Origin of the sequence: Amycolatopsis nivea, assembly GCF_004522235.1 — a bacterium.
Classification (GTDB): domain Bacteria; phylum Actinomycetota; class Actinomycetes; order Mycobacteriales; family Pseudonocardiaceae; genus Amycolatopsis; species Amycolatopsis nivea.
In genome coordinates, this window is sequence record NZ_SDLT01000014.1 from 171,924 (window position 1) to 185,226 (window position 13,303).

General features: G+C 71.1%; 12 protein-coding genes. 5 read left to right on the forward strand and 7 right to left on the reverse strand.

What is annotated here, in order from left to right:
- From hutG to EIZ44_RS44765, 3 genes are all read right to left on the reverse strand, one after another.
- The gene (gene hutG / locus EIZ44_RS18905) at positions 1 to 936 is read right to left on the reverse strand and encodes a formimidoylglutamase (protein ID WP_134730135.1); all 936 of its coding nucleotides are present in this window, start codon (positions 934 to 936) and stop codon (positions 1 to 3) included.
- A complete protein-coding gene (locus EIZ44_RS18910) occupies positions 933 to 1,676 on the reverse strand; it encodes an IclR family transcriptional regulator (protein WP_134730137.1) in 744 nt (247 codons plus the stop codon). Before EIZ44_RS18910 ends, hutG begins: the two co-directional genes overlap by 4 nt.
- A gap of 111 nt (positions 1,677 to 1,787) precedes the next feature.
- Positions 1,788 to 2,333 (reverse strand): permease-like cell division protein FtsX, encoded by a 546-nt coding sequence (locus EIZ44_RS44765; RefSeq protein WP_167754195.1) that lies wholly within the window; start codon positions 2,331 to 2,333, stop codon positions 1,788 to 1,790.
- 222 nt (positions 2,334 to 2,555) lie between these two features.
- On the opposite strand from EIZ44_RS44765, the gene EIZ44_RS18920 reads away from it, so the two are divergent.
- Positions 2,556 to 3,965, forward strand: coding sequence for a 3' terminal RNA ribose 2'-O-methyltransferase Hen1 (locus tag EIZ44_RS18920; RefSeq protein WP_167754196.1), 1,410 nt, complete (start codon positions 2,556 to 2,558; stop codon positions 3,963 to 3,965).
- On the forward strand, positions 3,962 to 6,517 hold the full coding sequence (locus EIZ44_RS18925; protein WP_134730140.1) for a polynucleotide kinase-phosphatase: 2,556 nt from the start codon (positions 3,962 to 3,964) through the stop codon (positions 6,515 to 6,517). The genes EIZ44_RS18920 and EIZ44_RS18925 overlap by 4 nt, the downstream gene beginning before the upstream one ends.
- A 67-nt stretch (positions 6,518 to 6,584) precedes the next feature.
- On the opposite strand, the gene EIZ44_RS18930 is transcribed toward EIZ44_RS18925, so the two are convergent.
- Positions 6,585 to 7,058, reverse strand: a complete 474-nt coding sequence (locus tag EIZ44_RS18930; protein ID WP_043840088.1) for a hypothetical protein — start codon at positions 7,056 to 7,058, stop codon at positions 6,585 to 6,587.
- Positions 7,059 to 7,236: 178 nt separating this feature from the next.
- Here EIZ44_RS18930 and EIZ44_RS18935 point away from each other — a divergent pair, with 178 nt between their 5' ends.
- A complete protein-coding gene (locus tag EIZ44_RS18935) occupies positions 7,237 to 7,620 on the forward strand; it encodes an ATP-binding protein (protein ID WP_134730142.1) in 384 nt (127 codons plus the stop codon).
- A 34-nt stretch (positions 7,621 to 7,654) separates the two neighbouring features.
- The gene (locus tag EIZ44_RS18940; RefSeq protein WP_043840090.1) at positions 7,655 to 8,257 is read left to right on the forward strand and encodes a hypothetical protein; all 603 of its coding nucleotides are present in this window, start codon (positions 7,655 to 7,657) and stop codon (positions 8,255 to 8,257) included.
- Here EIZ44_RS18940 and EIZ44_RS18945 read toward each other — a convergent pair.
- From EIZ44_RS18945 to EIZ44_RS44770, 3 genes are all read right to left on the reverse strand, one after another.
- A complete protein-coding gene (locus EIZ44_RS18945) occupies positions 8,254 to 9,174 on the reverse strand; it encodes a universal stress protein (RefSeq protein ID WP_205669838.1) in 921 nt (306 codons plus the stop codon). The two genes, EIZ44_RS18940 and EIZ44_RS18945, sit on opposite strands and share 4 nt — an antisense overlap.
- An 864-nt stretch (positions 9,175 to 10,038) precedes the next feature.
- On the reverse strand, positions 10,039 to 11,079 hold the full coding sequence (locus tag EIZ44_RS18955) for a GAF and ANTAR domain-containing protein (RefSeq protein WP_240691347.1): 1,041 nt from the start codon (positions 11,077 to 11,079) through the stop codon (positions 10,039 to 10,041).
- Positions 11,080 to 11,227: 148 nt separating this feature from the next.
- The gene (locus EIZ44_RS44770; RefSeq protein WP_167754197.1) at positions 11,228 to 11,629 is read right to left on the reverse strand and encodes an STAS domain-containing protein; all 402 of its coding nucleotides are present in this window, start codon (positions 11,627 to 11,629) and stop codon (positions 11,228 to 11,230) included.
- A gap of 241 nt (positions 11,630 to 11,870) precedes the next feature.
- Between EIZ44_RS44770 and EIZ44_RS18965 the strand changes: the two genes are divergently transcribed.
- Positions 11,871 to 13,289 (forward strand): cytochrome P450, encoded by a 1,419-nt coding sequence (locus EIZ44_RS18965; protein WP_439098608.1) that lies wholly within the window; start codon positions 11,871 to 11,873, stop codon positions 13,287 to 13,289.
- Positions 13,290 to 13,303: the final 14 nt, after the last annotated feature.

A 13,303-nucleotide genomic window follows, 5' to 3' on the forward strand; every position in this document is an offset into this window, starting at 1 on the left:
TCAGTGTCCTTCCGGGACCGGACGGCTCGTCACGAGCGTGTGCGCGAGGCGGGCCGCGATCCGGGCTGTGCGGTGGTCGACGTCGTAGACGGGGTTCAGTTCGGTGAGGTCGGCGAGGGCGAGCTTCGGGTCGCTCGCGACCAGCCGGCACACCTCGAGGACGACCGCGGCGGGTACGCCGAGGGTCGCGGGAGCGCTGACGCCCGGCGCCTGCGCGGCGGGGAGCACGTCGAGGTCGATCGACAGGTACAGCGCGTCGACGTCCGCGACGAAGGCCCGGACGAAGGCGAGAACTCTTTCCAGACGGCGTTCCTGGCAGTCGACGTCCAGGAGGTGGCGGACGTTCAGCCCGGCGGCCGTCTCGAACAACGCGGCGGTGTTGCCGGGTTCGCTGATTCCGACCACGGCGTAGGCGAATTCCGCGCCGCGTTCGGCTTCCGCGGCGGCGATCTGCCGGAACGGGGTGCCCGAGGACGCCCGGTCGGCTGTCCGCAGGTCGAAATGCGCGTCGAGGTTGAGGATGCCGAGGCGGCGGCCGTCCAGCAGGCCGCTGCGGGCGAGGCCCAGGTAGGAGCCGTACGCCGTTTCGTGGCCGCCGCCGAGCACCAGCGGGAGATTTCCGTCGCTGAGCTGCTTCGCGACCAGCTCGCCGAGGTTTTCCTGCCCCGCTTCCAGCTCGTCGGCTTCGACGACGACGTCGCCCGCGTCGCTGAGCACGAACTCCGGCCGGATCGCGAACGACGCCAGCGCCTGCCGGATCGCTTCCGGTCCGCCTCGCGCTCCCGGCCGTCCGCCGTTGCGCCGGACCCCGGCGTCGCTGGCGAACCCGATCAGCGAAACCCCGGGGCCGCTGGAGAATTCGTTGACGGCGTGGTGCCATCGGCGGTGTTCCGGACCGCTGCCGTCCTCGCGTCCGGTCCACTTCCTGGTGCTCACACGTGCTCCTGCAATCGGCTGATGTCCTGCGCGGCGGCGTGGGTGAGCGTGACGAGGGAATCGCGGCGCGGGCGCACGCGGAAATCCGGGGCCATCGTGCTCACCGCGCCGACGAGCTTGCGGTGCCGGTCCAGCACCGGCACGCTCACGCCCCACACCCCCGGGTCGACCTGGCCGACGCTCTCCGCGAAGCCCTGGTCCCGGACCCGGCGCAGCTCGGTTTCGAGCTTCGCGACCTGCTCCCCGCTCAGCCCGTGCGCCTTCGCCGAATCCGCGACCCGGTCCTCCGGCAGGTGCGCCAGCAACGCCTGCGCGCTCGCCCCGAAGACGAGCGGCTTGCTCAGCCCCGGCGAGAAACTGCACCGGATGACGCGGGTCCCCTCGGCCGCTTCGACGCAGAGCACGTCGTTGTCGCGCGCGATGAGGAACGCGGCGAGCTCGTCGGTGTCCGCGGCGAGCTGCCGGAGCCGCCGCTTGACGCCGCCCTGGCCGAGCGCCTCGCGGCGGTAGTTCTCGGCCATCTGGACGGTGAGCGAGCCCGCGCAGTACCGGCCGCGGGTGCGCGACTGGTGCACGAGGCCCGTCTCGACGAACGTCGTCAGGTAGCGGTACACGGCACTGGACGGGATCCCGGTGCCGACGGAGATCTCGTCCGCCGTGGCGCTCTCCCGCTCGGCGAACACCGCCAGGATCCGCGCCGCCCTGGTCCCGGCTCTCCGGTTGGCATCCGCGCTTGTCATGGCGGGCACGCTACGTCGCGGACGGGCGGGTTCCTAGCCGCTTTTCCCAGTTAATGGGAAGTTTATTCCCGGTGATTGGCTGTGTGCGGAGCGTCCGGAGCCCGCGGCTGCTCAGGGGGAGCGTTCTCCGCTGGGCGGGCACGTCGGATCCCGATAGCCCGGGCCGGTGATCCTGCTGCGGAGCTCCGTGTTGTCGCTGACTTTCCGGGCCTCGGGGAACTGGACGCGGAGCTGCTCGGCGATGCCCTCGGTGTCGGTCTGGTCCTTCGGCACCACGGTCACCGAACCGGGCAGGGCATCGGCTGACGTCAACTCGAGCAGCTCCGGCTCGTTCGCGAACATCTTCCGGAACCTCACGTAGCCGTCCTGCTTGGTCTCGGTGTAGGACCGCAGGACCCGGGGATCGCCGCGCAGCGCCCGGGCGACCGCCGTCATCTCGGCATCGGTGCGGAGCATGACCGTCACGGTGTTGGCGCAGACGTCACGGTCGCCGATCGGGATCGCGCCGTCCGGCAGCGCGTACCCGGCCACAGTGCGTCCGCTGAACAGCCACCAGCCCGAACCGCCCAGCATGGCTGTGACGGCCAGCACGACCGCCGCGGTCGCCAGCCGGTATCGGCGATCCGTGCGCGGTGCGGCGGAGTCCTGGTCGCTCATCGTGTTTCCTTGTTCTGGACCAGCCGTGGTCGTCGAAGAAATCGACAGTGCTCGGGTAAGCCGCACAAGCAGTGCACCGTTGCCGCCTGAAAGAACTCCCCGTCTCGTGCTCGGTGGTAGATCTTTCCGGTTTCGAGAATCGTTACCGGCGCTGGACGTCATCAAAGACACATCACGGAAACTCCCGCGACACGGACGAATTGCATCCGGAATACTCCCCTGGTGTTCCTGACAGTCACCACCACCCACCAGCCCGCGTCCGACCTGGGGTACCTGCTGCACAAGCACCCAGGCCGGGTGCAGTCGTTCGAGCTTTCCGCCGGGCAAGCGCACGTCTTCTACCCCGAGACGTCCGACGAGCGGTGCACCGCCGCGCTCATGCTCGAGGTCGACCCAGTGGCGCTGGTGCGCGGCAAGACCGGTGCCGGCGACGGGTTCACGCTCGGCCAGTACGTCAACGACCGTCCCTACGCGGCGTCGAGCCTGCTTTCCGTGGCGCTCAAGGAAGTTTTCCGCACCGCGCTCGCCGGGCGGTGCAAGTCGCATCCGGAGCTGGCGGCCGCTGCGATCCCGCTCGACATCCGGGTGCCCGCCTGTCCGGGCGGCGCCGACCTGGTGCGGCGGATGTTCGAACCCCTCGGCTGGACGGTCGAGGCCGCCGTGCTTCCGCTGGATCCGCAGTTCCCGCAGTGGGGCGATTCACGCTATGTCGACCTGCGGCTCACCGGCGAGTTCCGGCTGTCCGACGCGCTCAACCACGTCTACGTGCTGCTTCCGGTCCTCGACAACGCGAAGCATTACTGGGTCAGCGAAGAGGAGATCGACAAGCTGCTGCGCGCCGGCGGCGACTGGCTCGCCGGGCATCCCGAGAAGGAGCTGATCACCCGCCGCTACCTCGCGCATCGCCGGGCATTGACGACCGCTGCGTTGACGCGACTGGCCGAAGTGGACGATTCCGAGCCCGAGGAAATCGACAACGCGCTCGCTGCGCCCGCGGTCCTCGAAGCGCCGGATCGTCCGGTGCCGTTGGCCGAGCAGCGGCGCGGCACGATCATGGCCGTCCTCCGGTCGCTGCAAGCGCGTTCGGTCGGCGACTTCGGCTGCGGCGAGGGCGCGCTGGTGCGCGACCTGCTGGCCGAGAAGTCGGTGGAGCGGATCGTGGCCACGGACGTCTCGGCTCGCGCGCTGCAGGTCGCGGCGCGGAAGCTGCGGCTGGAGCGCAGGTCCGAAATGGAGCGTTCGAGGCTGGAAATGCTGCAGTCCTCGCTCACCTACCGCGACGACCGGCTCGCCGGGCTCGACGCGGCGGTGCTGATGGAGGTCGTCGAGCACGTCGACCCGCCGCGGCTCGAAGCGCTGGAGCGCACGGTGTTCGAGTTCGCCGCGCCGCGTGCGGTCACCGTGACCACGCCCAACCGCGAGTACAACGTGCGTTTCGAGTCGCTGCCCGCGGGCAAGCTGCGTCACCGCGACCACCGTTTCGAGTGGACGCGCGCCGAGTTCCGCGCGTGGGCGGAGCGGGTCGCGAGCAGTCACGGCTACGGCGTGCGGATGCTGCCGGTCGGTTCCGACGACCCCGAGGTCGGTCCGGCGACGCAGCTGGCCCTGTTCACGAAAGGAGACGCGGCATGAGCACCCTTGAGATCCCCGATCTGTGCCTCGTCGTGCTCGTCGGCGCGAGCGGGTCCGGCAAATCGACGTTCGGCCGCGCGCATTTCAAGCCGACCGAGGTGATCTCGTCGGACTTCTGCCGCGGGCTGGTGTCCGACGACGAGAACGACCAGTCGGCGACCAACGACGCGTTCGACGTCCTGCACTACATCGTCGGCAAGCGGCTCGCCGCCGGACGGCTGACCGTGATCGACGCCACCAACGTGCAGCCCGAGTCTCGCAAATCGCTGGTCGCGCTGGCGAAGGAACACGACGTCCTGCCGGTGGCGATCGTTTTGGACCCGCCGGAATCACTGTGCGTCGCGCGCAACGCCGAGCGCCCGGACCGGACCTTCGGCGCGCACGTGGTCCGGCGGCAGCGAGATCAGCTGCGCCGCGGGTTGCGGAGTCTGCAGAAGGAAGGCTTCCGGACAGTGCACGTCTTGCGTACGCCGGAGGAGACCGCAGAGGCGACGATCACGCGCGTCCCGCTGTACAACGACTTGCGGCACGAGACCGGACCGTTCGACATCGTCGGCGACATCCACGGCTGCCGCGTAGAGCTTGAAGCGCTGCTCGGCGAACTCGGCTATGCCGTCGAGCGCGACGACGAGGGCCGTGCGATCGGGGCGCGGCATCCGGAGCGACGGGCGGTGTTCGTCGGCGATCTCGTCGACCGCGGCCCGGACACACCGGGCGTGCTGCGGCTCGTCATGGGCATGGTCCGCGCGGGAAATGCCTTCTGTGTCACCGGAAACCACGAGCACAAGCTGCTGCGTGCGCTGCGCGGCCGGAACGTGCAGGTCACCCACGGGCTCGCGGAGTCGATCGAGCAGCTCGCGGCGGAGACGGCCGAATTCCGGGCCGAAGCACAGGAATTCATGGACGGCCTGATCAGCCACTACGTCCTGGACGACGGCAAGCTGGTCGTCGCGCACGCGGGGATCACCGAACGCTTCCAGGGCCGCGCGTCCGGGCGGGTGCGGAGCTTCTGCATGTACGGGCAGAGCACCGGCGAGACCGACGAATTCGGCCTGCCCGTGCGTTATCCGTGGGCGAACGAGTACCGCGGCCGCGCGATGGTCGTCTACGGCCACACCCCGGTGCCCTCCGCGGAATGGGTGAACAACACCCTGTGCCTGGACACCGGTTGCGTGTTCGGCGGGACGCTCACGGCCTTGCGGTACCCGGAAAAGGAGATCGTCTCCGTCCCGGCGGCCGAGGTCTATTACGAGCCCGCCAAGCCGTTCCCCGCCAACCCGGCCGCCGCGGAGCCGGTCGCACGGCGCGACCCGGGCGTTCTCGACGTCACCGACGTCCTGGGCCGCCGCGTGATCGAGACTGCCTACCAGAAGCGGATCGGCGTCCGCGAGGAGAACGCCGCGGCGGCTTTGGAGGTGATGTCGCGGTTCGCGATCGACCCGCGCTGGCTGGTCTACCTGCCGCCGACGATGTCGCCGGTCGCCACCGCGACGGCCGACGGGCTGCTGGAACACCCTTCGCAGGCGTTCGACTATTTCCGCGCGGAGGGCGTGGATTCGGTGGTGTGCGAGGAAAAGCACATGGGTTCGCGCGCCGTCGCCCTCGTGTGCCGCTCGCTCGACGCGGCCCGGGCCCGCTTCGGCGCACCCGGCGACGCCCTCGGCGCGGTGTGGACGCGGACCGGACGGCATTTCTTCCCCGAAACGCTGACGGCCCAAGCGGTCGACCGCATCCGCGCGGCTGCGGACAAGGCCGGTCTGTTCGACGAACTCGGCTCGGACTGGCTGCTGCTCGACGGCGAACTGCTGCCGTGGAGCGTGAAGGCCGAGCAATTGCTGCGCGACCAGTACGCGGCGGTCGGCGCTGCTGCCCGCTCGGCGCTCCCGGCTGCCGTGAGTGCACTGGCCGCCGCCGACGCGTCCGGCCTCGACGTGTCCGGGTTGCTGGAGCGCACGCGTTCCCGCGCCACCAACGCGGACGCGTTCGCCGAGTCGTACCGACGCTATTGCTGGCCGACCGACGGCCTCGACGGCGTGCGTTTCGCGCCCTTCCAGGTGCTGGCGTCGGCGGGCCAGGCCCACCACAAGCGGCCGCACGATTGGCACCTCGCACTGGCCGACCGGCTCGTCGAGAGCAGCGGCGGTTTCCTGGCTCCGACGGGACGTTTGCCGGTGAACACCACCGACCCCGCCTCAGTCGCGGCGGCCGTCGACTGGTGGACCGAACTCACCGCGAACGGCGGCGAGGGCATGGTGGTCAAACCGGCCGCCAACCTGGTCCGCGGCTCGCGCGGGCTGGTGCAGCCGGGGCTGAAGGTCCGTGGACGGGAGTACCTGCGGATCATCTACGGCCCCGACTACACCGAGGAACGGCACCTGACCCGGCTGCGGCAACGAGGCCTCGGCCACAAGCGATCGCTGGCGCTGCGGGAGTACGGGCTCGGCCTCGAAGCCTTGGACCGCCTCGCCCGCGACGAGCCGATGTGGCGCGTGCACGAATGCGTTTTCGCCGTGCTGGCCTTGGAATCGGAGCCGGTCGACCCTCGCTTGTAGACAGTCAAGCCGCACGCAGAGAACGGTGCGCTTCCGCAGTACTCGCGGAAGCGCACCGTTCAAACCCTTAGGCCGTATACGGCGACCGCTGCTCCAGCGACGGGCTCACGTCCGGATGCCGGCCCTCCTGACCCGGCACCGGCGTCACCGTCGGAGCCTGCAGATCCGTCTCCGACCGCCGCGCGATCCGCTCGTCGCGATGGGCGATCGCGTCCGCCACGTCCTGCTCCCCGCGAATCCGCGCCAGCGCACCCAGCGTCGCCGCGTGCGCCAACGCCAGGATCAGCAGCAGCACGCCCACCCGGCCGACCACGCCCGGCAAGTCGCTGCCGCCGAGGTCGACGAGCGACACCAGGGCCAGGACGCCCAAGGTCACGAGGTGGAACAACACGGTCACCAGCCGGGTCATCGACGCGCCGGCTCCGGGGTCCCCGTAGGCGTTCGCGAGGTAACGGCGGCCGCTGCGGTAGATGATCTGGCCGTCCACCAGGACCAGCGCGATCCCGATCGCGAGGAACGAGAGGTATGCGTTGGTGCTCATGCCGGGTACTCCTTTCCCTGCGTGCTCCGATCCCCCGGTTACCCGCCGTGCCGCGCCGGAAACGGGCCGTTCGGGTGCCGTCGGACGGGGATGATTGGCGCGGCGGCGGACGGGGTAGCCCCCAACGCATGGTTCAACGCGACCCGGACGGACGGGCGTGCTGACCGCGGCTTCTCCCGTGGTCGAGCTGCGTCTGCCGGCACACGGGGAACTGCTCTTCCTGGCCCGGCTGGTGGCCGAGGACGTCGCCGCCTCGGCGGAGTTCACCGTCGACGAGGTCGCCGATCTCCGGCTGGCCGTGGACGAGGCGGTCGCGGCGCAGTCGCGCCGGGCGGACGACGGCGCGGTTCTCGAATGCGCGTTCCGCTGCGCCGGCCGGATGACGGTCACCGTCGCCACCACGTCGTCGTGGGCGTTCCCGCCCGGACCGGACGAGGTCGGCTGGCACATCCTGCGCGCGCTGACCGACACGCTCGACGCCTGGACCGAACCCGCTCCCGGCACGGACGGCTGGCGGCTCTGCGTCGAGTTCGCCAAGGAACCTTTCCCTGACCAGCGCTGAGTTTTGCTTCCGCCCGAACGGGAAACCGGCCCGCATGCGCCGAGTGGACGAACTCCTCGCCGAACACGGCACGACGTTCGCCGAGGAAGCCGGGATCAAGCTGGCCGACAAACCGCAACCGCTGTACCGGCTGCTGGTTCTCGCCACCCTGCTGTCGACGCGGATCAGCTCCGGCATCGCGGTCGCCGCCGCGCGCGAACTCTCCCGTTCGGGCTGGCGGTCCCCGGCCGCGATGCGCGATTCCACGTGGCAGCAACGCGTCGACGCGCTCGGCCGCGCCCACTACGTCCGGTACGACGAAAGCACTTCGCACCACCTCGGCGAAGGCGCCGAGTTCATCCGCGACCAGTATCGCGACGACCTGCGCCGCATGGCCGACGCCGCCGACGGCGACCCGCGACGGCTGGAAAAGCTCGTCGCCGAGTTCCCCCGGATCGGCCCGACCGGCGCGCAAATCTTTTGCCGCGAGGCACAGGCGGTGTGGCCGTGGCTGCGTCCGTACTTCGACCGAAAAGCCTTGGCCGGCGCGAAGAAAGCCGGTCTGCCCACCGATCCGGAACGTCTGGCGAAACTGGTGCCTGGCGAAGATTCGGCCCGGCTGGCGGCAGCGCTGGTGCGGCGGAGCTTGCAGCGCTAGCCCGGGTGTTCCTCGACGCCCTCCCGGACAATCGCGACCGGACACGGTGCGTGATAGGCCATCGCGTGGCTCACCGAACCGAGGAACGCACCCCGCAACGCACCGCGACCGTGCCCGCCGACCACCAGCAGCGTCGCCGATTCCGCGTGGTCCAGCAGCACCTCGGCCACGCTGCCGAGCGCGACCTCCCGCCGCACCACGACGTCCGGATGCCGCTCGCCGAGACCGGTGAGCGATTCCGCGAGCAGCCGTTCGCCCTCGTCCTCCGGGGTCTGCTGCCCCTCGCCGCCGGAGCGGGCCGGGCCGAAGACGTCCTCCGGCGGTTCCGACCACACGTGCACCGCGTGCAAGGCGCATCCGTGCCGGTCGGCGAAGTCGTACGCGTACCGCACCGCCGCGACGCTCGCCGGCGATCCGTCCACGCCGACCACCACGCGCCCGGTCTTCTTCCCCGACGGACGGACCACGACGACCGGACGCGCGCCCGTGTGCACCACCTGCGAGGCGGTCGACCCGAGCAGCAGCCGGGGCAGCCCGCCGCGGCCGGACGCGCCGACCACGATCAGCTCCGCCTGCCGTCCGATGTCCGCCAGTTCCCAGCTCGCCCGGCCGAACCGCACCCGGGTGCGCACCGGCAGCCCCGGCCGTTTCCGGCCGATCTCGGCGGCGAGAGCGGCCAGTTCCTTCTCCGCGTAGTCCACCACGGACTGATCGGCCACGATCTCGCCCGCGACCGGGGTGATCACGCCGGGCACGAAGTCCACGTTCGGCATCGGCAGCGTCATCGTCCGGACGAGCACGAGACAGGTCCCGAGCGCCTCCGCCTCGGCGGCCGCCCAGTCGACGGCCAGGCGGGCGCCGTCGGATCCGTCGTCCCCGACCACGACTCCCGGTTCGGCCCGGTCCGCTTCGTCCATCACCGGCCTCCGTTCCCGTGCGGCGCTTTCCCGGGAGGTACCCGGTCGCCTCGCCCGGCAATCGGGCCCCGCGCCCGAGCTGGCTGCACCGTCACCGCGGCTCAGGCGGGACGGGCGGCTCCGGCGGCGGCAACGGCCCCGGCCCGGGACGAGGCGGCGGGGCGGGCTCCGGCGGAAACGGCGGCACCGGCTCCGGCGGCGACGGGACGGGCTCCGGTCCAGGCGGCACGGGGTGCACCATGACGGGCTCCTTCCTCAGTCGAGTCCTCCGTCCCCGGCTACCCGGCGGAGCGGCTCCGGACACCTCGTATTCGGCGGTCGGTCGTGCTGCCCGAGTGGGGAAACCGAGTCCGTGCTCCGCATGCTGCGTCTGCTGCTGAGGAAGCGAAACCCGTATCGGACGCCCCCGACCGCGACGAGAGCCGGAAGCCCGCGCCCGGAGCTCAGCAGGCAGGAAGCCGTGCCTGACTCGCGATCACCCGAGCCCGCGGCCTAGGCCGTTGCCCGCGCAGAGAGCCGGAAGCCAGCCGCTGCTCAACGGGCAAAAAACCCATCCCCTCCACGCGATCGACCGGCCAGTTCCCGCGACGCTCCAGCCGTCACACCCAATGCCAGGAACTTAAGGCGGCGCTGCGGGTGCGTTCGAGCCGCGTCCGCCCAGGTCGAAGGTGCCGCTGGCCTGGGACGCGGGGTGTGCGGTCCGTGAGGGGAACCCTGAGGGAATCTGATTCCCTCAGGGTGGCCCTCACGGACCTCAAGACACAGCCAGACGGGGACGAATCGGGCATTTCGCTGGCGGTGGCGTCTCTTGTGGACGGTCCGCGAGACTGAGGCCACGCGGCTTAAGTTCCTGGCACCCGGCCGTCACACCGGGTCGGGCTCCCCCAGCTCCGCGACCGGCCCGTCCAGTTCCTCGTGCCGGGCGGCGAGCGTGCCCGCCAAGTGGACCAGCTTCACGTTCAGCTGCTGCGAGGTCCGGCGCAGGAGGTCGAACGCCTGCTGCGCGTCGAGCCCCCGGCGGGCCATGATGATGCCTTTCGCCTGGCCGATGACGTCGCGGCTGTCCAGCGCGCGCCGCAACTGGGCCTGGTTCAGCTCGTTGCGGGTCACCGCGTCCGTTTCGGCCACCGCGAGGGTCGCGTGGCTGGCCAGGAGCAGCACGACGTCGCGGTCCACATCGGTGAGGCCGCCGGGAATGCGCGAGTAGAGGTTGAGCGCACCGGAGAACCGCGACACGGCGTCGTCGACCAGTGCGGTGGCCAGCACCGCGCGCCAGCCCAGCTCGGCTGCCGCCGGGGACCACCGCGGCCACTGCGCGTCCCGGCGCAGGTCAGCGGCTTCCAGGAACTCGGGGCGGTCCGGCACCGCCGCGTCGTGGCACGGGCCTTCCTCGAGCTTGTACTGCAGCAGGTCCAGGTCGGCGGCCGCCGGATCGGTGTAGGCCGCGGTGTGGAAGTTGCCGTCCGGCGCGCGCAGCGTGATCGACACCAGATCGGCGGCGGGCACCAGCGAAGCCGTCGCGTCCACGATCAGCTGCAGGACATCGCCGACGCTCCGCGCCGCCAGAAGCATCTCCGTGAGAGTCCGGAACCGCTCGCCGGACGGCCGCAGCGATTTGTCGTCGTACGCCAGCGCCTCGGACGCCGAATCGGAGAACAGGACGCCCTCCTCCTCGAGCACCTGGCGGGCCACCCCGCCCTCCTGGCAGGCGAAGACCGCTTCGCTCGGCTGGGCGGTCTCGCGCAGCGCTGCGAGGTCTTCGCGGGAGAACGAGGTCAGCTCGCTCAGCTCGAAAACCACCGTCCGCGGCTCCGCGGCCAGCGCCTTGCCCACCTCTCCGCGCAACCCCGCGGGGTCGCCGCTCAGCCGCACCACGGCCGAGCAATCGACCGTTCCGCCCTCCACGGTTACCTCCCTTCGGCCCGGACGTTCTCCAGCGCTTGCCACGGTACTCGGATCTCGGGCGCGCGGCAGGGTCCTCGCTCGGCTCCGCCCAGCTCACGGGCACAGTTCGAGCCCGGCCCGCTGAGCGGGCCGGGCCGGGCGAACAGGGTTAACGGACGTCAGCCGCCAGCGTGCCCGGGGCAGCGCTCGGCGCGAGGGCGTCGGAGAGGTGTTCGACCACCCGCAGCTCCCGGTCGAGCCCGAGAACGCGCAGCGGTCGCAGGACGGCGTGCTGTGCGGCGACCACGACGAACGCGACGCCCGCCAGGGACGCCTCTCGCGCGGCTTCGACCAGCACTTCGAGTCCGCTGACGGAACAGAACGTGAGACCGGAGACGTCGAGGACCACCTTCGGCGGGCCCAACCCGGTCTCCTCGGCCAGCACGTCGCGGAGCCGCTCGGTGGAGCGCCGGTCCAGTTCGTCGGACACCGCGACGACGGTTTCGTCCGCGGTGGCGGTGACCGCGATTCTCGCCGGTGCGCCCGGCAGGTAAGCAAACGTTTCGTGCATCGAGCCCTCCTCGCGGATGCGAGACCGGGCCGAATCAGTGCGGCCCGGCCCCTGGCCCGAATCGAACGGGCCGCTTGGGGTCAGGCGACGGCACGTGGGCTGAACCGCTCCTGCCCCGACCGTACCGCAGCGCAGTGCCCGCGACCAGCCCGAACCCGGCCCCGCCGGCGGCACTGTGGACTCTCCGGGCCTCGCTCTCGCCCCGGAACCGTTCCGTGTCCGGCGGTTCCGATCATCCACAATGGACTTCCCTGCCGCCGCACGCCCCGCGAAGTTTCGCCCGGACCGGCCCGGGTACCCGAACAACATGGCGACCATCCACGCGACCGCGAGCCCGGACTTGTCCGCACTGCCCCCGGCCGACATCCGCCCGCAGCGGGCGTCGGCCCGCGACACCGGACGCATCCTCGCGCGGGTGGTCGCCCCCACCGTCGGCATCGGACTGGTCAAACGCCGTCCCCGCGCGATGGCCGCGGCGCAGAAACTGCACGTCGACCGCTCGGGCATCCGCCTGCTGCACGACCTGCGCGCCCGCTACGGGCCCGGCCCGCTCGACCTGCCGGTCCCGGGCCGCTCGTTCCGCCTGGTGCTCGAGGCGAACCACGTCGGCTCGCTGCTGGCCGGCACGCCGAGCCCGTTCAGCCCGGACACCACCGAAAAAGACGCGGCCCTGCGCCATTTCCAGCCGCACGGCGTCCTGATCTCCGGCGGCGCCAACCGCGCGCGGCGGCGGAAGCTCAACGAAACCGTCCTCGAACCGGGCCGGGCCGCACACGAACTCGCGGGCACCTGGGCGGACACCATCCGCACCGAAGCGCACGAAATGCTTTCCGGCTTCCCGGACCTCGACGCGACCCAGTTCACCGAGCACTTCTGGACGATCATCCGCAAGATCGTCCTCGGCGGCGACACCACGGCCGACCGGCGCGTCACCGATCTGCTGGACCAGCTGCGGCTCAACGCCAACTGGGCGTTCGCGCACCCGCGCCGCGAGGACCAGCGCCGCCAGTTCCAGTCTTTGCTCGACCGTCAGCTCGGCCTGGACCGCCCGGGCAGCCTCGGCGCGGCGATGGCGAACCAGCCGGCCGCTGCGGAGGACGATCCGACCGGGCAGGTGCCGCACTGGCTGTTCGCCTTCGACGCCGCCGCGATCGCCACCCTGCGCGCACTTGCCTTGCTCGCAACGCATCCCGACGAGCTCGCCGAGGCCCGCCGGGAAGTCGCCGAAGCGGATCTCTCGAAGCCGCAACAGCTTCCGTACTTGCGCGCCTGTGTCCTGGAGTCCATCCGGCTCTGGCCGACGACACCCGCCCTGCTGCGCGAAAGCACCGAGGACACCGCGTGGGGCCCCGAGGGAACGTCGTTCCTGATCTACACGCCGTTCTTCCATCGCGACCCGGAAACGTTGCCGTACGCGGATTCCTTCGTCCCGGACATCTGGCTGGACGGCCGCGCCAAAGCCAATCCCGCGCTCGTGCCGTTCAGCGCCGGACCTGGCGTGTGCCCGGGCCGCGACGTCGTGCTCTTCACCGCCTCAACGCTGCTCGCCGCGCTGGTGCAGCAAGCGGGTTTCGCGCCGCGAGGCACCGCCGCCGACCTCCAGCCGGGACGGCTCCCCGCGACGCTCAACCACTTCGGCATCCGGTTCGCGCTGTCCTGAGCCTTCAGGTCCGT

Bases quoted from the DNA above. Each gene is read 5' to 3' on its own strand.
- EIZ44_RS18925 (WP_134730140.1), top strand. From the start codon at position 3,962: ATGAGCACCCTTGAGATCCCCGATCTGTGCCTCGTCGTGCTCGTCGGC.
- EIZ44_RS18930 (WP_043840088.1), bottom strand. From the start codon at position 7,058: ATGAGCACCAACGCATACCTCTCGTTCCTCGCGATCGGGATCGCGCTG.
- EIZ44_RS18945 (WP_205669838.1), bottom strand. From the start codon at position 9,174: ATGGACGAAGCGGACCGGGCCGAACCGGGAGTCGTGGTCGGGGACGAC.
- EIZ44_RS18940 (WP_043840090.1), top strand. From the start codon at position 7,655: ATGCGCCGAGTGGACGAACTCCTCGCCGAACACGGCACGACGTTCGCC.
- EIZ44_RS18965 (WP_439098608.1), top strand. From the start codon at position 11,871: ATGGACTTCCCTGCCGCCGCACGCCCCGCGAAGTTTCGCCCGGACCGG.
- EIZ44_RS18910 (WP_134730137.1), bottom strand. From the start codon at position 1,676: ATGACAAGCGCGGATGCCAACCGGAGAGCCGGGACCAGGGCGGCGCGG.
- EIZ44_RS44765 (WP_167754195.1), bottom strand. From the start codon at position 2,333: ATGAGCGACCAGGACTCCGCCGCACCGCGCACGGATCGCCGATACCGG.
- EIZ44_RS44770 (WP_167754197.1), bottom strand. From the start codon at position 11,629: ATGCACGAAACGTTTGCTTACCTGCCGGGCGCACCGGCGAGAATCGCG.